The sequence below is a fragment of the Flaviflexus sp. genome, from assembly GCF_041440645.1.
In the GTDB taxonomy this organism is placed as follows: Bacteria; Actinomycetota; Actinomycetes; order Actinomycetales; family Actinomycetaceae; genus Flaviflexus.
Genome location: NZ_JASDVN010000049.1, coordinates 1 through 23104, shown reverse-complemented (window position 1 = coordinate 23104; position 23104 = coordinate 1). Strand labels below are relative to the sequence as shown.

Annotated in this window: 21 protein-coding genes and 2 pseudogenes; 5 read left to right on the top strand and 18 right to left on the bottom strand. The window is 59.0% G+C overall.

Annotation, left to right across the window (positions count from 1 at the left end):
• Positions 1-22: 22 nt before the first annotated feature.
• The 7 genes from QMB98_RS07170 to QMB98_RS07140 form a co-directional block, all read right to left on the bottom strand.
• Entirely contained in the window at positions 23-1078 is a 1056-nt protein-coding gene (locus QMB98_RS07170; protein ID WP_371685005.1) for a hydroxymethylglutaryl-CoA reductase, read from the bottom strand.
• Complete coding sequence (gene fni / locus QMB98_RS07165; RefSeq protein ID WP_371685004.1) at positions 1075-2163, bottom strand: type 2 isopentenyl-diphosphate Delta-isomerase; 1089 nt, start codon at positions 2161-2163, stop codon at positions 1075-1077. The genes QMB98_RS07170 and fni overlap by 4 nt, the downstream gene beginning before the upstream one ends.
• Positions 2160-3236 (bottom strand): phosphomevalonate kinase, encoded by a 1077-nt coding sequence (locus QMB98_RS07160; protein ID WP_371685003.1) that lies wholly within the window; start codon positions 3234-3236, stop codon positions 2160-2162. Before QMB98_RS07160 ends, fni begins: the two co-directional genes overlap by 4 nt.
• Positions 3233-4213, bottom strand: coding sequence for a diphosphomevalonate decarboxylase (mvaD, locus tag QMB98_RS07155; protein WP_371685002.1), 981 nt, complete (start codon positions 4211-4213; stop codon positions 3233-3235). Before mvaD ends, QMB98_RS07160 begins: the two co-directional genes overlap by 4 nt.
• A complete protein-coding gene (mvk, locus tag QMB98_RS07150; protein WP_371685001.1) occupies positions 4210-5274 on the bottom strand; it encodes a mevalonate kinase in 1065 nt (354 codons plus the stop codon). The genes mvaD and mvk overlap by 4 nt, the downstream gene beginning before the upstream one ends.
• A 601-nt stretch (positions 5275-5875) precedes the next feature.
• On the bottom strand, positions 5876-6169 hold the full coding sequence (locus tag QMB98_RS07145) for a sulfurtransferase TusA family protein (protein WP_371685000.1): 294 nt from the start codon (positions 6167-6169) through the stop codon (positions 5876-5878).
• 56 nt (positions 6170-6225) lie between these two features.
• Entirely contained in the window at positions 6226-7290 is a 1065-nt protein-coding gene (locus QMB98_RS07140; RefSeq protein ID WP_371684999.1) for a YeeE/YedE family protein, read from the bottom strand.
• A gap of 497 nt (positions 7291-7787) precedes the next feature.
• Between QMB98_RS07140 and QMB98_RS07135 the strand changes: the two genes are divergently transcribed.
• Entirely contained in the window at positions 7788-8606 is an 819-nt protein-coding gene (locus tag QMB98_RS07135; RefSeq protein ID WP_371684998.1) for a trimeric intracellular cation channel family protein, read from the top strand.
• A 277-nt stretch (positions 8607-8883) separates the two neighbouring features.
• Entirely contained in the window at positions 8884-10104 is a 1221-nt protein-coding gene (locus QMB98_RS07130) for a winged helix-turn-helix domain-containing protein (protein WP_371684997.1), read from the top strand.
• Between the two features lie 122 nt (positions 10105-10226).
• Here QMB98_RS07130 and QMB98_RS07125 read toward each other — a convergent pair whose 3' ends face one another.
• From QMB98_RS07125 to QMB98_RS07105, 5 genes are all read right to left on the bottom strand, one after another.
• Positions 10227-11111, bottom strand: a complete 885-nt coding sequence (locus QMB98_RS07125) for a hypothetical protein (protein WP_371684996.1) — start codon at positions 11109-11111, stop codon at positions 10227-10229.
• Between the two features lie 473 nt (positions 11112-11584).
• Positions 11585-12637 carry an aldo/keto reductase gene (locus tag QMB98_RS07120; RefSeq protein ID WP_371684995.1) on the bottom strand — a complete coding sequence of 351 codons (1053 nt, stop codon included), beginning with the start codon at positions 12635-12637 and terminating at the stop codon, positions 11585-11587.
• Positions 12638-12826: 189 nt separating this feature from the next.
• Positions 12827-13039: a molybdopterin-binding protein gene (locus QMB98_RS07115; RefSeq protein ID WP_371684994.1), complete on the bottom strand. Its 213-nt coding sequence runs from the start codon at positions 13037-13039 to the stop codon at positions 12827-12829.
• A gap of 216 nt (positions 13040-13255) precedes the next feature.
• Positions 13256-13933 carry a response regulator gene (locus tag QMB98_RS07110; protein ID WP_371684993.1) on the bottom strand — a complete coding sequence of 226 codons (678 nt, stop codon included), beginning with the start codon at positions 13931-13933 and terminating at the stop codon, positions 13256-13258.
• A 24-nt stretch (positions 13934-13957) separates the two neighbouring features.
• Complete coding sequence (locus QMB98_RS07105) at positions 13958-15256, bottom strand: sensor histidine kinase (RefSeq protein WP_371684992.1); 1299 nt, start codon at positions 15254-15256, stop codon at positions 13958-13960.
• Between the two features lie 136 nt (positions 15257-15392).
• Between QMB98_RS07105 and QMB98_RS07100 the strand changes: the two genes are divergently transcribed.
• Positions 15393-16097 carry a DUF4352 domain-containing protein gene (locus QMB98_RS07100; RefSeq protein WP_371684991.1) on the top strand — a complete coding sequence of 235 codons (705 nt, stop codon included), beginning with the start codon at positions 15393-15395 and terminating at the stop codon, positions 16095-16097.
• A 204-nt stretch (positions 16098-16301) separates the two neighbouring features.
• On the opposite strand, the pseudogene QMB98_RS07095 reads toward QMB98_RS07100, so the two are convergent.
• From QMB98_RS07095 to QMB98_RS07080, 4 genes and pseudogenes are all read right to left on the bottom strand, one after another.
• Positions 16302-17726 (bottom strand): annotated as a pseudogene (locus tag QMB98_RS07095) (sugar porter family MFS transporter).
• Positions 17723-18523 carry a TIM barrel protein gene (locus QMB98_RS07090; protein WP_371684990.1) on the bottom strand — a complete coding sequence of 267 codons (801 nt, stop codon included), beginning with the start codon at positions 18521-18523 and terminating at the stop codon, positions 17723-17725. The pseudogene QMB98_RS07095 and the gene QMB98_RS07090 overlap by 4 nt, the downstream one beginning before the upstream one ends.
• Positions 18520-18975 carry a Gfo/Idh/MocA family oxidoreductase gene (locus QMB98_RS07085; RefSeq protein ID WP_371684989.1) on the bottom strand — a complete coding sequence of 152 codons (456 nt, stop codon included), beginning with the start codon at positions 18973-18975 and terminating at the stop codon, positions 18520-18522. The genes QMB98_RS07090 and QMB98_RS07085 overlap by 4 nt, the downstream gene beginning before the upstream one ends.
• A 3-nt stretch (positions 18976-18978) precedes the next feature.
• Positions 18979-19530, bottom strand: a complete 552-nt coding sequence (locus QMB98_RS07080) for a Gfo/Idh/MocA family oxidoreductase (RefSeq protein WP_371684988.1) — start codon at positions 19528-19530, stop codon at positions 18979-18981.
• 124 nt (positions 19531-19654) lie between these two features.
• Here QMB98_RS07080 and QMB98_RS07075 point away from each other — a divergent pair, with 124 nt between their 5' ends.
• Positions 19655-20677 carry a LacI family DNA-binding transcriptional regulator gene (locus tag QMB98_RS07075; protein ID WP_371684986.1) on the top strand — a complete coding sequence of 341 codons (1023 nt, stop codon included), beginning with the start codon at positions 19655-19657 and terminating at the stop codon, positions 20675-20677.
• A 76-nt stretch (positions 20678-20753) separates the two neighbouring features.
• Here QMB98_RS07075 and QMB98_RS07070 read toward each other — a convergent pair whose 3' ends face one another.
• Positions 20754-21377, bottom strand: a complete 624-nt coding sequence (locus QMB98_RS07070) for an HAD hydrolase family protein (protein WP_371685049.1) — start codon at positions 21375-21377, stop codon at positions 20754-20756.
• A pseudogene (locus tag QMB98_RS07065) lies at positions 21352-21522 on the bottom strand (HAD hydrolase family protein); the annotation flags it as partial. The gene QMB98_RS07070 and the pseudogene QMB98_RS07065, both read right to left, overlap by 26 nt.
• Positions 21523-21879: 357 nt before the next feature.
• On the opposite strand from QMB98_RS07065, the gene QMB98_RS07060 reads away from it, so the two are divergent.
• Complete coding sequence (locus QMB98_RS07060) at positions 21880-22935, top strand: zinc-binding dehydrogenase (protein WP_371684984.1); 1056 nt, start codon at positions 21880-21882, stop codon at positions 22933-22935.
• The last annotated feature ends 169 nt before the right edge of the window (positions 22936-23104 follow it).

The following is a 23104-nucleotide window of genomic DNA, read 5'->3' as shown; positions in this document are numbered from 1 at the left end:
CCTTCGGGGTGGGTCCCACCCCCTAGTTCTTGCCTCGCTCGAAAGAAACGTGTGCTTGCATGAGCTCGCCGGGGTTCGTTTGTGCGGCCAGGAGCGACAGCTCGCCACACAGGACGGTGCCGGCAATGAGTGCGGCCAGTCGCCTGCTGTTTTCGCCGGGTTCGCGATCCTCGCGCAGGCCAAGGCGTTCCATGGCGACGTTGACGTGCTCAAGATGCTTGCCGTTGCCGACGGTGCCAACAATGAGGTGCGGGAGAGAGCACGCAAAGTAGAGGCCCTCCTCGCGGTTCTCCGCGTACGTGAAACCCTGTGAGCCCTCAACGATGTTCGCGGCGTCCTGGCCGGTGGCCAGGTAGAACGCGAGCAGCATGTTGGCAAAGTGCGCGTTCGAGGAACGGAGCGCTCCCGCAATGGTCGAACCAACATAGTTCTTGCGGACAACGAGATCCGTGATCTTCTCCGCCGTGGTCTTGAGAGTGGAGGCCACGACATCGTGGGGAATGAGAATGTCGGCCTGAACGTTGCGGCCACGCCCGAGGGCACCGTTGATTCCGGTGGCCTTCTTGTCCGTGCAGAAGTTGCCGGAAATGGAGCCGTATCCCAGGCCCAGGTCCCAGGACAGGATGGTGGCCATGAGGGAGTCGGAGGCCTGGGTCGCCATGTTGTGGCCCGAGGCGTCACCCGTGCGGAACGCGAACCTAACAAACAGGAGGCTGCCAACGATCTCGGGGTGAATCTCGATCAGTTGAGCGAACCTGGATCCGGCGGACACGACAGCGGCGAGTTCATCGAAACGTGAGGTGATGATCGTGGTGGCGTGATGTGCCTGGGCGGCGGAGTTCGCGGTGAACATGACCGAGCGGGTCATCCGCTCGTCCACGACGGTGGCAACAATGCCGCCCTCGACGAGTCGGGACACCTTGGCGCCGCGACCAACACTTGGCCACAGGGGCGTCTCGTAGGTGGCGAGAGGAACGTCGATCTCTCCCTCGACAGCGTTACCCGAGAACCGGATCGGACCAACCCACCGGGTGGGGATTGCGGTCACTGTCGTTTCAGAATAGGTGGACTGGCTCATTCCTTCTCCTGGCTCCTGCTGGCAAGGCCAGCAAGGTCGATTCCACGAACCTCGGCAAAGTCACGGGATTCACCGCGAATTAGTATGTCAGTGTATTCCATCTGGTCAGGGGCGGGGACTCCCATTATCGCCATCATCTCCCCCAGCCTGCTCTTCCATGCGAGCAGCACCTCGACCATGGCATCCGGGCCCTCGTGGAGCGCGACCTTGAGGAAGGATCCCGCGACACCGACGGCGCGAGCCCCAAGGGCAAGATTCTTCGCCACATCCAGCGGGTGACGAACCCCACCCGAGGCAAGCACGGTGAAGTCGCTGGCACCGAGCAGTCCTGCGCTACGAGCATCGAGCAGGCACTGGACGGCTGAGTTTCCGTAGCCGTGAAGGTACGAGTAGTCGTCGTGACCCCCGCTCCTGCGGTTGTTCTCGATCTTTCCGAAGTCGGTGCCACCGACTCCCGCGACGTCGGCGATACTCACGCCAACGTCCTTGAGCTTGAGGAGCGTCTTGGCGGAGAGGCCCGCACCGACCTCCTTGACGATCACCGGAACGTCGAGGCCGCCCACAATCTCTTCGATCAGGGAAAGCCATCCGGAGAAGTCCCGATCGCCCTCGGGCATTATCGTTTCCTGCACCGCGTTGACGTGCAGTTGCAGGCCGTCGGCCTGCATGAGCTCCACAGCCCGCTTCGCATCGTCCAGGGTCCGCCCGGCACCAATGTTCGCGAACACGATCCCGTTCGGGTTCTGCTCGCGGATCACCGTGAAGGACTGCGCGGTCTCGGGATAGTCGAGCGCGATGCCGACCGATCCGCAAGCCATCGGAATCTGTGCTTCTGCTGCCGCAATGGCCAGGTTCCGGTTGATGATCATGGCGGTCTCGGTGCCACCGGTCATGCCGTTCACATAGAACGGTGCCGCAAACGTTAGGGGACCCACCTGGGTCGTCAGGTCAACCCGCGTGCGGTCGATGCCGTCGAGGGCGTGGTGGATGAAGGAGACATCGTCGTAGGCGCGGTGCGGAACCGGGTTCTCCTGCTGCTCTGCAGCGAGGCGGATGTGGTCTTCCTTGCGGGACGAGACGTTCACGCATCCTCCTTGGAATAAACGTTAAGGTCGAGGGGCCGGATCCCGGCCTCCTCCCATGTCCGCCAGATCTCGGCAACGTCGGTGGCCGGATCGGCGAAGGCGATGCCGCAGTCGCCGCCACCGGCTCCAGCCGGCTTCGCGGTCGCACCGTGGCTCTCCGCAATGTCGCAGAGGGCCGTGAGCGCGTCAGTTTCGATGACGATGCCGGAGGATTCCTGCAGGAGCAGAAGATTCTCACGAACCCTGCGGAGGAAGCCCTGGGAGGCGGGAACATCGCCGCCTTCGAGAGCCGCAATGAGTCCGGATACGCAGGTCTGGGTGCGCTCAAGGAACGTGGAGTATTGGGGGCTGTCCTTCGGGCTTGCCTTCTTCACGGAACCGACGAGGGCTGCGGTCGAGGCCGGTGATCCCGTCCATCCCACCAGGAGCCTTAGTCCCATGGGTGCTGACAGGGTGGAAATCGCACAACCGTCCCACCCGGGTGCCGACAGCGACTCGGTCACGGAATGAGTGGCGGAGTACTCGAGAAGAGCATCCCGATCCGGTGAGGAATAGCTGATCCACCCACCAAAGGTCGAGGTGGCGATGTCGCCTCCGGAGGCGCGCTTGGAAACGGCGATCGTGGCGAGCATGGCGAGCTTGAACCTGTCCATCGTCGATAGACCGAGCTCATAGTAGTCGTTGATCGCGGAGATCGTGGCAACCACGACAGCCCCGGAGGAACCGAGACCGTACTTGTGTCCGCTCGCGTCGTCCAACTCTGACTCAATGTGGAGGTCGAAGTAGGCGGGGGCAATGCCGCGCTCCTCGCGCAGGCGCTCCACGGTGGACAGCGCCGACATGACGTAGTCGTACGGGTGGTCTTCGGCAACAACCTGACCGGAGTCGTCCCTGCGCCACTCGACGGGAAGCCTGCCGTACTCGGCGGAATGAATCCGACCAGCATCCTCCGACGGGGTCAGGGTGATGGTGATGAAGCGATCGACAGCAACGAGAACGGACTGGTGTCCCGGTTCGACTACTGCGTATTCACCTGCGATAAAGAGTTTGCCCGGGGCTTTCGCCTCAATCATGCCTCACCGTCCGACAGCAGGTGCGCTCCCCTGCCCGGGTAGAGGATCTTTGCCTCACCGTCGCGCGTCAGAGGGGCGAGTCGGTCAGCCACGGCCTGAGCGTCCTCGACCCGGGAAATGGCGAACACGTTGGGACCAGCATCAGCCGTTCCGTACGCCTCGAGCCCGTCCCTTCTCATCTGAGAGATCTCATCGAACACGTCGATGCTGGCGGAGTTGAGGTAGCGGATCGAGGGGCGGGAGGCGCCAATCACCGCATGCATCCGCGTTGCGTGCACTTCGGCGATCTCACCGATGGTGGTGAAGTCGCCTGCCTGGCAGGCGGCAATCATCTCCAACAGGATCTCCTCCGTCGAGGTGATCCACGCGGGATAGAAGGGCGAGGTGGTCGCTGTCGCGACCATGCCCTGGCGGGAGGACACTGCCTTCTCGCCCGTGGCCACGGGAACCGAGATCATCGCCATGTCGGGAGCATCGATCTGCTCCGCGAACGAGGACTCATCGGTCCCTGCGTGCCACACGGCAAAGCGGTCGATCACGGAGCGGCTGGCTGATCCAGAACCCCTGCGAGCAAGACGAGACAGATCCCGAAGATCCAGGTCGAGTCCGTATTCTTTGGAGGCAGCAACGGCGAGTGCCGCGAAGCCCGAGGCGGAGGAGGCCATCCCGGCGGCGGTCGGCCCCTCGTTCACAGAGGTGACAGTGGCAGACGCGTTCGCGGTATCAAGGCACCGTTCCCTCGCGAGATCCCGAACGAGATCCAGGAACGCGAAGACGCGGGCTGAAACCTTGCCCTCCTGGTCTGTTCCGTTGAGATTGAAGTGGTCCTCATCGGCGAGGGTCACGTGAGTCGTTGTCGGATAGTCGTCGAGGGTCATGGAAAGCGACCCGGCCACGGGGAGGATCAGATCCTCATCGGCTTTGCCCCAGTACTTCACGAGAGCGATATTGGGGTAAGCCCGAGCGGTCGATGTCACACATTCTCCTCGTTGTTGAAGAGGCCGTCGAGGCCAGAGTCGTGTTGGAAGTCGCTAGCCAAGTGCGAGGGCACGAGGGAAGTCTTCCATCCGCGGGTGGCTCCCACCCCCTGCATCTCCTCAATAAGCGCATTGGCGTGGTCGTGGTCCTTGGCGAGAATCAGCACGCATCCACCAAGCCCAGAACCGGTCAGCTTCGCACCGAGAGCGCTGTGCTTGATCGCGCCTTCCACGAGTGCGTCGAGGGCGGGGGCAGATACGCCGAGTCGGGCCAGCTGCTCCTGGCCCTGGTACATGGATTCACCCAGGCCCTTCGAATCTCCCTCACCGAGTGCGGCGATGGCGTTCTCCGCAAGGTTCGCAAGATTGTCGATGATGCCGTTGACGAAGCGGGGGCTCTGCTCGCGGAGCATGCGCACACCGTTGACCGCAGCGGATGTGGAACCCGACGTTCCGGAGTCTGCAATGACGAAAGTGAAGGGCGTGGCCACGTGGACGTCGGTGGGCTTACCGCCCTGGAAACGAACCGGAGTCAGGGAACGAACCGTGTGAGCATCGAGGCCCGAGGAGGTGCCGTGCGCGACGTTCTCGGCAATCTGAACGAGATTGAACTCATCATCGGGGTTGAGCTTCACGCCAGCTGCGTTGCTGACGGCGGCTACCATGGCGGCCGAAACTGCCGCGGAGGAACCGAGGCCCCTCTCGAGGGGAACGGTTGAGGAGATGACGATCTCGCAGGACTCAATGTTGAGGCCAACGTGCTTGGCGGTCGCGCGAAGTGCGGTGATGACGGGGCGCAGTTCCTTGGGCGCCTTCGCTAGCGGTCCCGTGTAGAGGTCTGAGGTGATCGTGGCGGTGTCGGAGGCACGCACCGAGACAGCGGTTTGGAGATCGAGGAGCGGCAGGGCGACTGCCGGTGCCCCGTACACCACGGAATGCTCTCCCATGAGAATGGACTTGCCGTGGGAGCTACCAAGCCCACCGTGTCGCAGGTCTTGAAGCGGGCGCCGAGCGTCGAGAGACAGCTGAGCGCCGGAGGCAGGGTTCACCTTCGGCTGCATTGGAATGTCCATGTCGTTTGATTTCCGCTTGCGCATACTCACTTCACGTCCCCGCCTCGCTCGCACGCTGCGGGGCAACTCAGAAATTGTTGAACCTACTAAAACTACACAATCTAGGTTATCTTGGCCATCACCTTGTTCATGACTCCTTGTTACCTGTACCGCTCATGATAGTACTCACAGGGATGTCAGCCGTGGAGCAAGCAACAGCATTCCAAACAGATCATTGGTATTCAAAGGTGGACCGCACTCCGGGTGACACCGCTCGAACAACTCCTGACACGTGGTCGAGTACGTGGCCCTTTCACGAGTCGCAAACGGGATTTGCCGGAGGATCTTGAACTGAAGAAAGCAACCCGGACACAAGAAAGGTGGGGAGCCTACGCTCCCCACCTCCCAGCCGGACTATCGCCTTCCCGGCCAGGTCCCCATCACTCAAATGAGCTCATGCGACCCCATATGTGGCGGTGACGGGATTATTGTTCCTCGGGTTCTCTGTCTTCCCTCGGATACGTCTCTTCGTTGTTTCTCCTTCGACATCTCCACATCGATGTTTCTGAGGAGAAATGTCTCTTTGCATGTTTCCTTGCGGTCTTTGGACTTAGGCCTTCTGGACGGTGATGGACCAGGTTGCTTCGTCAATCTGACGGAAGTCGGTGACTGCGTGACCGTTCTCCGACGCCCATGCGGGGATCGAGTCCGTGGCCTGCGTGCAGTCGAAATCGATCTGCAGTTCGTCACCCGGGTTTAGAGGCTTGATTGCCTGCTTGGCCTCAACGAGCGGGAAGGGACATACCTGCCCGATCGTGTCGAGGCGATACTTCTTGGCGGGACCGGTCGATTCCACGGGTGCCGGGGGTGCCTTGGGTTCCTTCTTCAGCTTGAGAAAAACCATACTTCTATTCCTTCGTTTCTTCTGTGCTTACGTTCGTTTCTTACTGAGTGATGGGGTTAGTTGACTGCGGAAACCTGCGGAACCTCGCAGGCCACGGCTCCTGCCCTCTTGTGGGTCTGGACGAAGAACTTGGCCGCGAAACCAACACCGAGGAAGGTGAAGAGGAGCGCAATCCAGCCCTGCCAGGAGAAGAGAGCGGTCTGGACGAGCGAGTTGCCGATCGAGCAACCGCCCGCGAGCGCAGCGCCGGTACCCATGAGCGTGCCGCCAGCAATCGCGCGGACCGAGGTGCGAGCATCCGGTGCCCTCAGGCGGAACTCACCGGACAGTTTGGCAGCAATGTAGGAGCCGGGGATGATGCCGAGGACGAGCATGACGCCCCAGTCGATCAGGGTGGTGTCACCGGTTGCGAAGAACTCGACGATGTTGGCGGACGGGGTGGTGATGCCAAGGCCGGCGTTGCGGCCAGTGGCCTGCGACAGCGGGTACGCGAGTGCCGCGAGGAGACCAACGGCAACGGCGGTTGCGTTGGGGGTCCACTTCTTCTCGAAGAGGAGGTGTGCGAGGCCGGTCTTCTTGGCCGGGAGGGTCGCGATCGGGGCCTTGGCCTTGCGGGTCTGCTGGACCAGCAGGTAGCCAACGAGAGCAACGAACAGGACAACGAGGACCCACACGGAAATGCCGAGGGTGTCGTGGATGGTGACAGCATCCTGGGTTTCGTTACGCTGGCTTGCCGTGAACTCGGCTCCGAGGCCGGACTTCATGACGGACGCGCTCATTGCGTAGAAGAGGAGGGCGATCCAGGAGCCGATGAGGCCCTCACCGCTGCGATAGTAGGTGCCGGTGGCGCAGCCACCGGCGAGGACGATGCCGATTCCGAAGATGAAGGATCCGCCCACCACGGCCGCGAGCGCGAGCGTGGGAATGTTCGGGTTGATCCAGCCGGCGGCAATCATGCCGTTGACGGCAACCGCCTGAATGGCAATGGCAACGAGGAAGGCGGTGAGCCAGCGGGTGGATCCCGAAAGCCACACGTCACGGAAGGCTCCCGTGACACAGAATCTGCCTCGCTGGAACACAAATCCTAGGGCTAGTCCCAGTAGTAGACCGGTAATAATCATAGTTGTCTCCAGGTATGGGGGTGAAAAGGGTTAAGTGAAGGCACCCTGAGATGTCGAAGATGACCACGAATTGGGTATGGAACGCCCTGAACAAGGCAGGGAACTACCAATGGGTATAGGTGTGCGTCTAAAACGTGGGAGAGACAGCCTCAGGATGCGCTCAGTCGTCGAGCGCTGGTGCCGCTAGTTCATTCGACAGCACGAACAACACATACAGGCAACCGAAAAGATCCCGTTGGCGGGAGCGGTGCGCGTATGGAGGAATGACAACATAGTTTGTCCTCGTGTTCGATACATCGCATTTTTGCGATGTCGTTAAAGTATCAACTTATTCTCCCCAGTCCAAGAGATCTCGATAATCGGACAAAATTGAGTTGGCCCGGTTCAGAGCGATCATCGTGCGTGAGACTCCTCCCTAAGCAGGTTGACACTCTCCACACGCGGCACGTGCGAGTCCTACACTTGGGTGGCCCCATCTCAGCTTTCAAGGAGTTCTCATGCTCTTGACCGTTCTCTACATCATCGGCATTACCGCCGAGGCGATGACTGGCGCATTGGCAGCGGGACGACAGAAGATGGACCTCTTTGGTGTCATCATGGTGGCCAACGTGACCGCACTCGGCGGCGGCTCAGTGCGCGACATGCTGCTCGGTCATTACCCCCTGAGCTGGGTAGCTCATCCTGAATACATCGTCATCGTGACGGTCGCGGCCCTCATCACGGTCTTCACGTCATCTCTCATGAAGCACTTCCGCGTCCTGTTCCTCGTGCTCGACTCCGTGGGTCTCGCAGTGTTCGCGGTGTTCGGTGTTCGCGTGGCGCAAGAAATGGGTTACGGCCTCGTCGTCACCCTGATCGCCGCTCTCATCACGGGAATCATGGGTGGCGTGCTTCGAGACATTCTCTGCAACCGGATCCCCCTCGTGTTCCACAAGGAACTGTACGCATCTGTGGTCCCGGCCGGTGTTCTTATGTACCTGGGTCTCCAGGAGCTCGGTGTCAACGAAGAAATCATCATCATCTCGACGCTCCTGACCATCTTCCTGATCCGCATCGTCGCGATCTACTTCAAGTGGAGCCTGCCCGTCTTCGACTACCAGGAGAAGGAATACAAGCGACTTGATCGCACCAAGCTGTTCCACCTGTACCGCAAGAACGGCGAGCCCCTCTCCTACAACTTCACGAGTCCGCTCAAGAAGAAGAACCGAGCAGCCGCCAAGCGACGCAAGATCAAGCAGGCCGAGAACCACTCCGGCAAGACGGAGCATCACTCCGACAAGTCCAACATGTCTGTCGCGGAGGAAAGCACCGACTAAACCGCTGCCGCCAGGTCCACCCGCAGTCCCCCCTGGAAACCAGCGCCGTTCGCAGACCCTAGAAGCAAAACGAGCCGTCAGATTATATTGACGATCGGGCTGTTCTATTCGTCAGCTTCACAGCTGTTCCGATCGCCTTGTGCTTGATCGGAGCCATGGCTCGAAGATCGCACCCTTTTGATAGCCCAGATGACAACAACCGCGGCAAGATTCGCCAGCGACTGTGACCCAGCTGTGCCGTAAACTCCATGTCAACGTTACGTGAAGGGAAGTACTTGTGCGCACCATCAGTATTGACCAGGCACGGAGGATCGCGGTTCGCGCCCAACATCTCGACGGCTCGTATTCGGCACGGACGCGCCGTGACATCGGGAAGATGGTGGAGCGCATGGGAGTGCTCCAGATCGACACGGTCCATATTCTGGTCCGCGCACACTACCTTCCGCTCTACTCTAGGCTGGGCCCCTACGACACGACACTTCTCGATCAGGCGCTCTCGAAGCGGCCGCGGCTCATTCTTGAGCAGTGGGGCCACGAGGCCTGCTTCGTCCCACCCATGACCCACCGCCACCTCGCTGGCTTCACCCGTCGGTGGGGATCGAGCCACAGGCTTGACCAACACCCGGGAGCCCCCTTACTCAAGTCCCGCGTTCTCGAGAGAGTCTCGCACTCCCCCGCCACCTCGCAGGAGGTCGGGACGTGGATCGATCAACAGGAACTCAGCGACGAGGAGCTCGACCTGCTCGCTGTCACCTCTGACCACGCATGGTCCAGGAACTCGGTCAAGGTGGTACTGGAAAACCTGTTTGACGAGGATCGGGTGACGAGTGCGGGACGCACCCACCACTTCCATCGCATCTACGGACTGACCGAGAAGGTGCTACCCGAACCGGTTAACTCCATTCCTCCCAGCGATCGGGAGACCGCGATCAGGGAACTCACCGAGATCTCGCTCGAGAAGGTCGGGATCGGAACTCCCGCAACAGTTGCTGACTTCTTCCGACTCAATCAGAAGGATGTTCGCCCTGTCCTCGACACCATGGTGAAGGAAGGGCGAGCCGAGTGGGTCCAGGTGGCGGGCCTCAAAGACCACATCATCCCCGCCTCCACCATCATTCCGAGATCAGTCAGGGGCACAACATTTCTGTCCCCGTTTGATCCCCTCGTGTTCGAACGAGATCGAGCGCATGCGATCTTCGGCCTGCATTACCGGATCGGGATCTACACTCCCGCACCGAAGCGCACGAAGGGCTACTACTCGCTTCCGCTCCTCCACAACGGAACCATCCCGGCGCGGGCCGATCTGGCTCTCGACAGGAAGTCCCAGACTCTGCTTATCAAGGGAGCATGGTACGAACCCGGTTACGAGAGCGAGGAAACCGACCGCGCACTCGCCAGCGAACTGGTGCGCATGGCGGGATGGCTCGGAGCCACGAGCGTCAGCGTGATTGACGATGCCCCGGGCGATGCCATTCCCGGGATCAAAGCAGGTCTCTAGGCCCTCACCAGGAAAATCCTCACCACGAAATTGGCCTCAGCAGAAGCAAGGCTTTGACCTTTGTGCAGGACCAAGCAACGAAGCACGGAAGATTCCGTGAGCAAAGAGAGTGCACCTTCGCCCTACTCGATAGGCTTCCAGCTCTCGCCCGTTGAGACCCAATCAACGCCATCACGTTCGATTACGTCCGTGAGCCAGTAGGTCTCGCCGGGATTCCAGCCTGCGATCATGCTCGCTCCTCCACGCACCGGGATCGCCTTGGTCGCGGACGTGAGGTAGCCGTGAACGGTGAGCCTCACGGCGCCCCAGTCCTTGGAGACCGCGTGCCAGTCGGGAATGATCCACACTCCGTCGCGTCCCGTCACCCGATACCAGTCATGGCGGACCGCCGCCGTCACCACCATCGGATACTGGTCGCACAAACGGACCCAATCCTCGTCCGAATCGATGAGGTAGGTGGCGGCATCTCCATCAACCGTATGAGTAGTTGCGCGATCGGAGATCGGCCCGTCCTCGACATAGGTCAGGGCCGCGGGAGTGCCATCGGGAAGCAACCTGTTACTGTTCGTCAGCCGATAGGGAGGGGTCGAATTCCACGATCCCGACCAGTTGGCAGTCGGATCGTCTGGGCGGGTTCGTGCCGCATCCTCGACTTCTGCCAGCTTGTTCCGGTGCCACGTGTCGAGAATCTGCTCTGCTGGAATCGGGTCTCTTTCCCGATCAAGATCTGGGTCATCGTGCCGCCACCACACGCTTCGCTCTTCGCCTTGTGAGAGCGTTTCGAGATCCAGATTTGCAAGTCCGGACCGTTCCGCAAAGCGTGCGAGTGCATCAACGATCGTTCGATCCTCAAGGATCACATCGGTCATGTCCGGCTCCTGCCAGTACATGGCGGAGGTGACTGACTCGGCTAGTGCCTCGACCAGGCTCTCCGTCGTCATCGCAGAGAGCCCATCAATGGTGTTCGCGATTCCAGCAGGCGTCATGAGAGTGCTCTCTGGTTCCACGCCTTCCTTCCACGATGGAACCGGTCGCACACGAGTATCCTTCCTGCGCGAGTGTCGGAGGCGACTGAGCTTGTCAGAGAGGGAGCTGAAAGCCGCAGAGAGCCGGGAGGTTGACCCAGCGTTCGGTGCGGGCAACGAGAACACAACTAAGCTGCCATCGTCTGGGTGGATACGTGCCGTGAGGTCGAACATGGCCCGGTGCAGCTCACCGCTCGGGTCCCCCGCGGCGGCAGCATGGTAGAGGAAATGACGGCCCCTCGGTCCCGACGCTAGGTTAGAGGGCTCCGGTTCAAAGCCTCGTCGTTCTTCCTCCATGTGCCTACCTTTCGTCCATCTTCCTGCTCTGCGTGTGGGCGTGCCCTCCAGCAGTTCCGGACCTCGAATTAATCTCAGAGTCGACCACGGGAGGGCACGCAGAGGCTTGGGCAGGAGCTTAGTGATTTCCGCTTCTTTGTAGGCGCTTCCTGCGCGGTCTAGCGGGAAGCGGTTGCTCCCCACCACTGATTGATTCCCGAATCGACGGCGTGCTCGTCGATCGTGGCAAGTTCCTCGTCCGAGAACTCAAGGTTCTGCACAGCACCAACGCTGTCCTCAAGCTGCTGCACGGAGGAGGCTCCGATGAGGGCCGTGGTCAGGGTCTTCTCACCCTGGTCCCGGAGCACCCATGCCACCGCCATCTGAGCCAGGGTCTGGCCGCGGCTCTCGGCGACGTCGTTGAGGGCACGGACGTGGCTGAGGGTCTCCTCGGTGAAGAAGTCCTTGTTGACCCTGCCGTTGGCGAGGCGTGACCCCTCCGGGGTGCCGTTCAGGTACTTGTTCGTGAGCAGGCCCTGCGCCATGGCGGAGAAGCCGATGACTCCCAAGCCCTGGTCAGCGGCGGCCTCGAGGAGCGACGGATTACCGTCCTCGATCCAGCGGTTGAGCATCGAGTAGGAGGGTTGGTGGATGACAAGCGGCGTGCCCAGGTCGCGCATGATCGCAGCGGCTTCCTTGGTGGCCTCGGCCGAGTAGGAGGAGATGCCGGCGTAGAGGGCCTTGCCCGAGGTGACGGCGTGGTGCAACGCCAGCATCGACTCCTCGACCGGAGTGTCCGGGTCGGGGCGGTGGTGGTAGAAGATGTCGACGTGGTCGGTTCCGAGACGCTGCAGGGACTCGTCGAGGCTGGTCAGCAGGTACTTGCGCGACCCACCAAATCCGTGCGGACCGTCCCACATGTTCCATCCCGCCTTGGTCGACAGGATGAGTTCGTGACGGAGGGGTGCAAGATCCTTCTTGAGGATCCGACCAAAGTTCTCCTCGGCGCTACCTGCGGGTGGCCCGTAGTTGTTTGCGAGGTCGAAGTGGAAGACTCCAAGGTCGAATGCGCGGCGGACAATGTCGCGCTGGGTCTGGAACGGGCGATCGTCGCCGAAGTTGTGCCAGAGTCCGAGCGCAATGGCCGGAAGCTGCAATCCGGAATCCCCGCAGGGGCGGAAGGGAATCTGTTCGTAGCGGTTGGGCGAAGGCTGAAATGGAACGTGACTCATGTCCACCATCCTCCCATGAACCCCGGTCAGAGTCTCCTGCTCAGTGCCTACGGGATAGGCCGTTCTAACTTCAGCTCCTTCACTCGTTGATGCGCCGGGGAACGTGGGAACGGGCAAGAAAAGGAAAACATCTCTGTTCTCCCGAATTCTTTCAGCCTGGGCTGTTAGCCCCGGCTGGCAAGGACTGAATTAGTCGTCGATGCCAACGAGAACCGACGAAGCCTTGACGACTGCGTATGCCTCGGAGCCGACGGTGAGGCCGAGCTCCTCAACGGAAGCGTTGGTGATGGAGGAGGTGAGAACGACCTCAGGAGCGACCTCGATCTTGACGATCGAGTTGACTGCGCCGTTCTCGATGGAAACGACGGTGCCCTTGAGCTGGTTACGTGCGCTGAGCTTCATAAAATTCTCCTAAAAAAACTTTTCAATTTACTCGAACATGCTCACCCTAACGCACCGAGGAAATGGCGGCAACTAGCCATTTTCTGGACCTTTCCACATCCGCGGACCACCGGAATACTTGAGCCGAATCAGAGAACCTGGGAGCGTGAATTCCGCGCAAAATCAACTTTGAAACAATTCGAAGCCGTGGGCAAAATATCCGAATCCTTAAGCTTCTTACGGCTTGATGGAGTACTGCGCTCTGGTCATGATGACGGCGATGAGAACGCGGTTCTCGACACCAAACTTCTGTTGGATCGCGGCAAGGTGCGTCTTGATCGTTGTTGTGGAAAGGAAGAGCGAATCGGCGATCTCGCTGGTGGAGAGCCCCTCCGCCACGAGCTTGGCAACCTCGATCTCTCGTTCGGTCAAAGTTTTTGTCAGAGCCACGGCCTGCTTGACCTGAGGGTCGGCCGCGATCGAGCGCACGTGCCCCACCATCTGCCGTGCCGTGCGCGGGGACAGTGCTCCCTCGCCGGCAGCAACGGAGCGGATGGCGCTAATGATCGCGGTAGGTTCTTCGGACTTGAGGAGGAACCCGCTGGCTCCCGCCTCGGCCGCCTTGATCGGTTCCCCATCCGCATCGAAGGTCGTGAGAATGACGATCTCGGGCGGGTTCTTCTGCTGCCTGATGCGCCTTGTCGCCTCGATGCCATTCATCTTCTTCATGAGGACATCCATGAGGATGACGTCGGGCTTCAGCATGAGGGCAGCATCAACTGCCTCTCCCCCATCGCTCGCCGCTCCAACGAGCTCGATGTCCTTGGCTCCGTACTTAATGATCTGGGACAGGCCATGAAGTGCCAACTGATCGTCGTCAACGAGGAGCAGGCGGATGGGGCGCGGGTCAGTCACAAGTCCCTAGTCTAGTCGGACTGTTCAGTTCCCCCACGGCAACCACGCTTCAACAGCAAATACGCCTCCCGCGGTGCTTACGTTCAACGTGCCACCGAGAGCTTCGGCGCGCTCCCGGATGCCGGTGATTCCGCCCCGATGATCACCTCCGGGTTCGGAGTCTTGCGAGGTTCTAGAACCAGTCTGTTTCATCGGGTTGGTGACCTTGATCGAGAGCCCTGATTCAGGGCTGCCCACGACTCTCACGCGTACGAGTTCGTTTGGCGAGTGCTTCATGGCATTGGTGAGCAGTTCCTGGATGATCCGGTACGTCGCCTTCGTCAGGACATCGGGCGCTGTTTCTGGGTTGGAGATCATGACGTTAGAGGAGACGTGCTGGCCCGCCGAGAGCACGTTCTCAATCACCTCATCGAGTTCAGTCAGGGTGAAGCTCTGCTGGCCGATGCCGTTCTCCCCCACCCCGTCTCTCATGATCTGAATGACGGAGCGCAACTCGTCAACAGCCTGCTGGGCTGACTTCCTGATCTGGCTGGCCTGTTCCTTCGCCTCGTCGTCCTCAACCATGAGCTCAAGACCACCGGAATAGAGATTGATGAGAGCAAGATTGTGGCCAAGGGTGTCGTGAATTTCCCGAGCGATGGCCTCTCGTTCTTCCTTACGAACGAGCTCGTTCTCAATCGTCTCGGCCGCCTTCTCCTGCTCCCTGAGGCGATCGGAGGTGACCTCAAGCTGTTCTTCCTTTTGCTCGAGAACCTGTTCCTTCTCCTCGATGACGTCCTTGGTGCGGCGGTTGTAGCCCATCCAGATGGGGACCAGGGTGGTGATGACGAGCAGGAGCACGATGGTGGAATAGTCGGTGATTCCAGCGGCTTCGTCACGAGAACTAAAGGCCATGGTGCCAAGGAAGGACGTCGGCAGCAGGAAGATTTCACGTGCAGCAATGACGACAACGCTGACGATGTAGATCAGGGTCATCCGCCGCCCGTCGCGAGCTGGCTGAGTGTGAATGTACCTGGGTAGTGCGATGCCGAGAACGGGACCGATGGGAAACAGGATCTCGATGATGGCCAGCTTGTTGGCAACGCTTCTAATGTCGTCTCGTCGCTGCGAGATGAGGTAGCAGGCGTAGATGGCGGCAATGATGGCAAGCACGCCGTAGAAAGTGACGAGAATGTTTCCAGTTGCGTCCTCACCCTGTTCACCGGTCCAGGTGGAGGCACCAAATGCAAGGATGAAGATCCACGCCATGGGGGTCAGCACGTAGTACCGAATATTCTCCCAGAATCCCCCTCGCGCCTCGGTAGACGAGTTCTTAGCCATCATGCGAACAAGCATAGTTTGCCGCTACTACCCGGGCCTCATCCTTTCGGTCAGAGAAGTATGGCCACATGGCCGATGTGTAAGAAGGGAACCAAAAAATAGATTGGGGTCATCAAGTTCGCAGCACCAAGGAGACACAATGTCACAGCAAGCACCCCAGTACCCCTACCCGGTTCAGAAGAAGAGCTGGTTCGCTCGCCACAAGTTCTTAACCGCAATTCTCATATTCTTTATCGCCATGATCGTCATCACCGCCACGGGCGGAGGGGATGGCGACTCCGAGCCACGTAGCTCATCGACCACCAGCAGCAACACCGGCAACAACAGCAATGACTCTGACGACTCTGCAGTTGTTGACAATGCTGACGAGGCAGAACCGGCCGCAGAGGAGGAGACCACGGAAGAGGCGGCAGAACCGGAAGAGACCGAGGAAGCCGCACCCGAAACTCCCGGAGTTGGCGACGTCGTCAACAACGACGGTTTTGACATCACGGTCACCTCAGTCGAGTCCGGACTATCGTCGATCCAGGGCAAGTACGGCTCCCGTGACGCATCCGGACAGTACGTGGTAGTCCACATCTCCGCCACCAACGTCGACAACGAGGCTCACACATTCAGGGCTGGCGCTCACGTCCTTGTCGACGAGCAGAACCGTCAGCACTCCGATTCCGACGACACGATCTACATGGGTGACGACGCCATAGTCTACGAGGACGTCAACCCCGGCATGACTCTCGAGGGATACCTTCTCTACGACATTCCTGCCGATGCAACACCTGATGCCATTCTCCTTGGAAGTAGCAACATCTTTGGAGGTGATACGGTCACGGTTTCGCTCCAGTAAGACCACCTAAACGTCAGAGCTCTATTCCTTTCGATTGACGTGTCGTCCGTTGAGTGGCATCCCCTCCGGGATGCCACTCTTCGTTTGTGACGACGTCCCTTGCCTTGGCCGCGACTTACAACAGCAGACTGCATGCAGACAAGAGGAGGCGGTGGCGCATGTTGTGAGGTTGCGCCACCGCCGATTTCCAGCCTTAGAGGAGTGTTAGGCCAGAGTTTTCTGGAAGTGCTCTTCAAGCTCTTCCAGGGACTTGCCCTTCGTTTCGGGAATGAACTTCCAGTAGAAGAAGATCGTGAGGAAGTTGATGAAGGCGAAGATGAAGAATGTCTTGCCATGGAGTGCTTCCTGGAGTGGCGGGAAGACAAGAGCGACAAGGAAGTTTGCGAACCAGTTAGCAAAAACCGCCATTCCCATTACCTTGCCACGTACGCGCAACGGGAAGATCTCAGCAAGCATGAGCCAAAAGATCACCGCAACGAAGCATTGCATAAAGAAAAGAAAGCACATCATGAACGCGAGGACCAGGTAGCTTCGAGCGGTTGATTCCGGCATGAAAGTAAAGGTCGCGCCCATGAGGAACAACGAGGCGGTGACACCGATTTGTCCGGTCAGAAGCATCGGCCTTCTCTTCATCCGCGGAAGCAGAACCATCGAACCAATCGCAACAGCCGCAACCGAGACGACACCATTGCCAATGGTTGCGACAATGGCAGCGTTGGTACCAAGTCCAGTATCGATGAGGATGGATGGAGCGTAATACATGACAGAGTTGACACCCGTCATCTGCGACAGGAAAGCGAGGGCGATACCAATGATGGCGATCTTCCGAATCTACGGGACCCTCATGTAATCACTAAACGAGCCGGAGGTCTGCTCCCTCATCTTCTCTGAGTGGTCCTTGATCCCCTGTAGTTCCGCTTCGATTTTGTCATCTTCGCGGGTCGTCCGAAGCTGCCAAAGTACCATCTTTGCCTCACCGTCCCGGTTCTGGTCGATGAGCCAACGGGGAGACTCAGTCAGATAGAAAGAACCGATGAAGAGGCCCACCGCCGGAATTGTGCACAGGAGAAGCATGTAGCGCCACGTGTGGTGATCGTCGGGGAAGTAGGTCGCAATGATTGCGTTTGTTGTATAGGCAAGAAGTTGGCCGGTCACGATCAGAAGTTCGTTGCGTGCCACGAGTGCTCCGCGACGATCAGTCGGAGCAAGTTCGCCAATGAACACGGGGACGATTGCTGAGGCGCCACCAACAGCAAGCCCGAGAATGACTCGGAATGTCACCATGACAGAGACATTTGGCGCCAAGGACGTACCAAGAGCCCCAATTGTGAACAGAGCCGCGATGATCAGGAGCGTCTTCTTTCGACCAATCGAGTCAGACATGCGGCCCGACAGTAGGCCGCCAAAGGCCGCACCGAGTACAAGCGACGAGGTCACGACACCGACCTGGGTCGCATCGAGCGAGAGACCACCCTCGGAGAACGGCAACTCCATGAACGGGAGCGCTCCGGAGATAACGCCCGTGTCGAAGCCAAAGGCAAGGGCACCGAGAGTTGCGATCCCAACGACGAGGTCGATGTTCTTCTTCCTAACCGGCTTACTTGTAGCTGGCTTGGTTTCCACGTTCATTTCGCACTCTCCTTCAGGTTTGAGAAGGTGTCGACGAAGGTCGTGATTGCGCGATCAGAATCGTACTTGGCCCACGCCTCGAGCGCGATCGTGCCGCGATATCCCATGTCTACCAGTGCCTGTCCGACGTTTCGGTAGTTGATCTCTCCTGTTGATGGTTCGCAGCGACCAGGAACGTCTGCGACCTGCACCTCACCAAGGAATGGAAGCGCCTCGCGGCAGGTATCAATGAGGCTACCGTCTCCAATCTGCGCGTGGTAGAGATCGAGGTTGATCTTCAATCTGTCCGAACCGACGGCCCCCAGCAGACTCAAAATGTCCGAAGGGTGGGAGAAGGGTGTACCCGGGTGATCGACGGCGAGATTCAGATTCTCCATCTCGAAGATGACATCGTGTTCCTCAGCAATGCCAGCAAGCTTCTCCAGGGTGAGAGCCGCCTTAGCCCACATCCTTCCCGTCACCTTATCGACAGGATCAACTGGAATTCCTCCCTCCCCAAGACCTGTGCCGTGAAAGTTCAGTCTCGGGCTGCCGAGAATCTTCGATGCTCGTGCCGACTCCGCGGCCGACTTGAGGAATGCCTCGATTCCGTTATCGTCTGTCAAATTGCCAGAAATGTACCCGGTCATTGACTCGATGGGAACTCCGGTCTCGGCAATGGCAGGGAGATCCAGGTCGGTCCAGTTCCACAACTCCACTGCAACTCCATAGCTGTGGATCTTCTTGATTCGCTCGATGAAAGGCAGGTCGGTGAACTGCATTTCCGCGCAGACGGCGAGAGTAAATGGCGTATTCACAGGACCTCCTCCAGACGAACGAGACGTGACTCTGAAACCGACACTTGTGCAGCGTCCGAGATGGCCTGGGCGAGGATGCCATCTTCCCCGCTCGGGTACGGAAGATCTTCGCCAGTCACTCGTCGGCAGAAGGTGTCGAACTCAGCAACGTAGGATTCGTGGTAGCGAGACGTATCGGTACCGTCGGTAGGAACCACAAGTCCGGCCTCAGTAAAAGTTCGGGCAACTGTATTGGTCGGCTCCCCCATCTGGATCATTCCACGAGATCCAAACACCTCGCCACGTAGATCGTAGCCGTAGGCTGCGCTAAATGACGCCTCCGCTGTTGCAATCGCGCCGTTGTCGTATTTGATTACGACGACTGCAGAGTCGAGGAATCCATTGTCCTTGGCTTCAGGACGGATTAGAGCATCAGCGCTCGCAAACACGGAGACCGGCCTGCTGTCTCCCATGAACTAATTAATCGTATCAAAATCATGGATCAGAGTTTCCTTGAAGATCGTCCCAAGTGGGGTCCTCGCAGGGTCACCTCGGTAAGGACCCGGGTCGCGAGTAATCGAGTGGTATCGCTGAACGTCACCAACAACTCCGCTTGCCACGTTGTCATGAGCACGTGCCCACGACTCGGAGAACCGACGATTAAACCCAACCTGGAAAATGACACCCGCCTGTGTAGCCGCGTCCACTGCCTCACGGGCCTCGGAAACATCCTTAGCGATTGGCTTTTCGGTAAAGATTGCCTTGCCCGCATCCGCAGCGGTGCGGATCAACGGTAGGTGAGTAACCACCGGAGTCGAGATGACGACTGCATCAACGGACACCTTTTCGAAGGCCTCCCCAAGGCTGGCCGCCACACAATCGATACCGTAGGTGCGAGCAATCTCCTCAGCACGTGCGATATCAGTGTCAACAAGGGCAGTGACTCGTGCACCTTGGACGTCGTTAACTAATGCACCAATGTGGTGCGTGCCGATCCTTCCGGTACCGACTACAGCAATATCAACCATTGCTTTCCTCTCAACGCTGAGCTGAACTATAACGTTCTACTAGAACATTATAGCCACAATAGCCGGTGCCCGCTCCGCCCGCAAGGGCAACTTCTAATCTCGTAGAATCCTCTAGTCTTGAGACATGTCAAGAAAACCGGGGGCACGGCGCCCAACCATGAGGGACGTAGCCGAAGAAGCAGGAGTTTTACCAGCCCTGGTTTCCATTGTCTTCCGCGATGCTCCAGGAGCATCCGATGAAACACGAGAGCGCGTGCGCGCCGCGGCCAAGAAGATCGGCTATGTTCTCGATGAGCGCGCACGACTATTGCGAAGCCATAAGTCCTTGGATATCGGCGTGTGTTTCCAGACATCTCAGCCTCTTCACCACCATTTACTCGACGAACTCTATGTCGCTGTCGACGGAACAGAGACCGGGCTCGTCCTTTCCCCAACCTCATCCGCTCGCGACGAGAAGAGCGCTCTCTCCTCACTCGTGGCGTATCGATGTGGCGCCATCATCATTTTTGGTCCGCGACTGACAACCTCCGACATCAGGGACGTAGTCGGCGATATCCCCGTCATCTCTGTCGCTCAGGAACTTGATCCGCCCTACGACTGGATATCATCAGACGATTCTCTTGGTATTCATCAGGCCGTCGATCACCTCATTGGACTGGGCCACAAGAACATAGGGCTCGCTAACAGTCCTGGTGATGCTGGCGCGACAACCCGTGAACTCGCCTTTGTGGAAGCCCTCCAAGCGCATGGCCTAACCCCCAGCGTCTATGCCGCAGAAGCATCCGAAGAGGGCGGCGCAAGGCTCGCGCAGCACCTGATCGACAGCAATCAGCTTCCAGATGCGATTATCGGCTTCAACGATCGCTGCGCCTTCGGAATCATCGATTACTGCATCCGAGCCGGTTACTCGATCCCTCGCGACCTGTCTGTCGTCGGCTTCGACGATTCCGAGGTTTCACAACGATTCTATGTCGACCTCACAACGGTTGCGCAGAACACTGAAAAACTTGCGCGTTTTGCGGCAGAGCGCGCCGTCCAACGGCTCAAGGCAATTAACCTCGAGTCGCAGGAGCCCGGAGTTCTGGTTCCAACTGAGCTGATCGTTCGAAACACGACTGCACCTCCACGCTCGAGACGGGCGGAGTAGCTAGCTTCCAAACGCAGTCGATCCGTGGAGGGCACCCCCAAATGGGCGCCCTCCGGTTCAGTTGTTTTGGCTATGCCTAGACGTCAAGCAGCATGCTGAGCACACTGAGGACTCCGTACTTGGTGTTGGCGGGAGCGATGTAGCGTGCAGTTTCCTTGATGGTGGGGTGCGCATTCTCCATGGCGAACGACAGTGTGCCACGATCCATCATTTCCAGATCGTTGAGGTAATCACCGAAGATGACGGTCTGTTCCGGTGTGACTCCAAGAGCCTTCTGGAGGTCGGTGACGGCCTTGCCCTTATTGCCGGCCGCGGACATGATGTCGATCCAGTACTCGCCCGAGATGACGACCTGAGCTGTGCTGGGAAGAACTGAAAGATCATCCACGATTCTTTGCGAGACTCCATCAAAGTCGAAGATCGCCATCTTCAGCATGTCATCGTCAACCTCGGTCAGGTCGTCAACAAGCCTGAGGTCGCGGTTGTAAGTCCGGATCCTCTCAACAAATGGTGCGTCCTTACGCTCCGCGTAGGCGCCATGAGCGCCACCGATGACAACTCCAGCATCGCGGTAGTCGATGCTGCGGATGATCTCGATTCCCTGAAGGTAGTCGGCTCGTTCGATCGGCGTGGTCGACACGATCTTGTCGTCCCGCTTGACGAGCGGTGCCGTTTTCGGAGATGTAGGTGCGGATCTGATCCTCGTGACCGAACATCTTCTTTAACGTGGCGTACTGACGTCCGCTGGCAGGGGCGAACACGATGTCCCGTTCGATCATTCGATCCAGCAAACCCCAGAACTCGTCAGGAATGTTCCCATTCCCATCAAGCAAGGTCCCGTCCATGTCGCACACGACCAGCCGAACACCCTGTTCGGCAGCTTCAATCGTGTCCCACATTTGCTCAGTCATTCAGTTCTCTCCAGCTAGCATCCGACAAACGATCTCCTACAAGTATCGTCCATGTCTGGTTGAGAAACCTTCGGAGGTGGCGCGCTTCTCAATAGGAGACCGAGGATTCACGCGTCATTGAACCTTTAGAAACTCGAGGTTCAACTACTGTTGGGAAACCCGCAATATTTGAGCGGTTTGGGCCAACATGGGGACGAATGAGGAGGAAACCCACCCAAGGGGGACCCCGTCAAGGCCGCTCCCCGGTATCGTAACCAGCAGACCTATCCGTCCTTCCAAGTTGGGGTATCCATGCTCGCCTACGAGTTCCAAAGTGACAGCACACTTCACGTTACTGAACGACCCGATCCCGTGGCGGGTCACGGGGAACTCCTTGTCGACCTTGTATCGAACGGCATCTGCGGAACGGACCTGAAGATTGCTCGCGGCGAGCACCGCTTCTTCCCTCCCGGCACCACCCGCATCCCCGGCCACGAGTCCGTCGGCATCGTACGAGAGAATCGTTCGGGCGATGGCAGGTACGAGCCCGGGACAGCAGTCGCCATCGCCCCCAATATTTCCTGCGGTAAGTGTAGGCCCTGCCTGCGCGGCTTCCAGAACCTGTGCGAAAACTACGAATCCTTCGGACTGACGTTTGATGGTGGTTATGCCGATAGGGCCGTCGTTCCCGCCTCCACGATCGCGAATGGCAATCTTCTCGTCGTCCCCGACGGTCTCGACCTCACGGTCGCGGCACTCACAGAACCGATTGCGGCAGTACTGCGAGGGCTCCGTCCCCTGGGTGTGGGACCTGATGACACTCTGTTGATCTGCGGTGCGGGACCCATTGGACTTATTGCCCTCCTCATTGCGAAGCACCGCGGCGTCGGCAAGGTCATCGTTTCCCAGACTTCCCCGAAGCGCAGGGAAGTTGCGGCCCAGCTCGGAGCGGACGTCACGATCGATCCCAGGGAGGGAGACCTTTCCGAACAGGTCAGGGCAGTAACCGATGGCAATGGAGCTGACGCCGTTGTTGTGGCCACCCCCAAGGCATCCGTCTTCGCTGACGCTCTGAAGTCGGCCGCAGTCGGTGGCCGCATCAACTTCTTTGCCGGCCTCCCCTCTGGAAAGGGCGAGATCCCGCTCGACGCCAACCTTGTTCACTACGGCGAACTCATCGTCACCGGGTCCACCGCCAACAACAATGCGGACTGTCAGGAGGCACTCGATCTTCTCGGAAGCCAGCCCGAGCTGTTCTCACCCCTCATCACCGCCACCTATCCCCTCGACCAGGCGGACAAGGCGTTCGATGCGGCACGCGGTGGCGAGCACCTGAAGGTCATCATCACGGCACGAGAGAACGTCTGAGCCTTTCCATCGAGAGGTTTGATCTATAAACCAAGTCTGGCCCTAAGCCCATTTGCTTCGTTTCACAGGCAAATCGCTTCTCCAGCAAGAGAGGGGCCGGTGCCGGAAGTTTGAAGGCTCTTCATAATTGAGTGTGTAGCGGGCGTTTTGCGCGTCGTGGCATGAAACG

Bases quoted from the DNA above. Each gene is read 5' to 3' on its own strand.
- QMB98_RS07060 (WP_371684984.1), top strand. From the start codon at position 21,880: ATGCTCGCCTACGAGTTCCAAAGTGACAGCACACTTCACGTTACTGAA.
- QMB98_RS07080 (WP_371684988.1), bottom strand. From the start codon at position 19,530: ATGGTTGATATTGCTGTAGTCGGTACCGGAAGGATCGGCACGCACCAC.
- QMB98_RS07120 (WP_371684995.1), bottom strand. From the start codon at position 12,637: ATGAGTCACGTTCCATTTCAGCCTTCGCCCAACCGCTACGAACAGATT.
- QMB98_RS07100 (WP_371684991.1), top strand. From the start codon at position 15,393: ATGTCACAGCAAGCACCCCAGTACCCCTACCCGGTTCAGAAGAAGAGC.
- QMB98_RS07170 (WP_371685005.1), bottom strand. From the start codon at position 1,078: ATGAGCCAGTCCACCTATTCTGAAACGACAGTGACCGCAATCCCCACC.
- QMB98_RS07135 (WP_371684998.1), top strand. From the start codon at position 7,788: ATGCTCTTGACCGTTCTCTACATCATCGGCATTACCGCCGAGGCGATG.
- QMB98_RS07160 (WP_371685003.1), bottom strand. From the start codon at position 3,236: ATGATTGAGGCGAAAGCCCCGGGCAAACTCTTTATCGCAGGTGAATAC.
- mvk (WP_371685001.1), bottom strand. From the start codon at position 5,274: ATGCAGCCGAAGGTGAACCCTGCCTCCGGCGCTCAGCTGTCTCTCGAC.
- QMB98_RS07145 (WP_371685000.1), bottom strand. From the start codon at position 6,169: ATGGTTTTTCTCAAGCTGAAGAAGGAACCCAAGGCACCCCCGGCACCC.
- QMB98_RS07115 (WP_371684994.1), bottom strand. From the start codon at position 13,039: ATGAAGCTCAGCGCACGTAACCAGCTCAAGGGCACCGTCGTTTCCATC.
- QMB98_RS07075 (WP_371684986.1), top strand. From the start codon at position 19,655: ATGTCAAGAAAACCGGGGGCACGGCGCCCAACCATGAGGGACGTAGCC.
- QMB98_RS07105 (WP_371684992.1), bottom strand. From the start codon at position 15,256: ATGATGGCTAAGAACTCGTCTACCGAGGCGCGAGGGGGATTCTGGGAG.
- QMB98_RS07140 (WP_371684999.1), bottom strand. From the start codon at position 7,290: ATGATTATTACCGGTCTACTACTGGGACTAGCCCTAGGATTTGTGTTC.
- QMB98_RS07085 (WP_371684989.1), bottom strand. From the start codon at position 18,975: ATGGGAGACAGCAGGCCGGTCTCCGTGTTTGCGAGCGCTGATGCTCTA.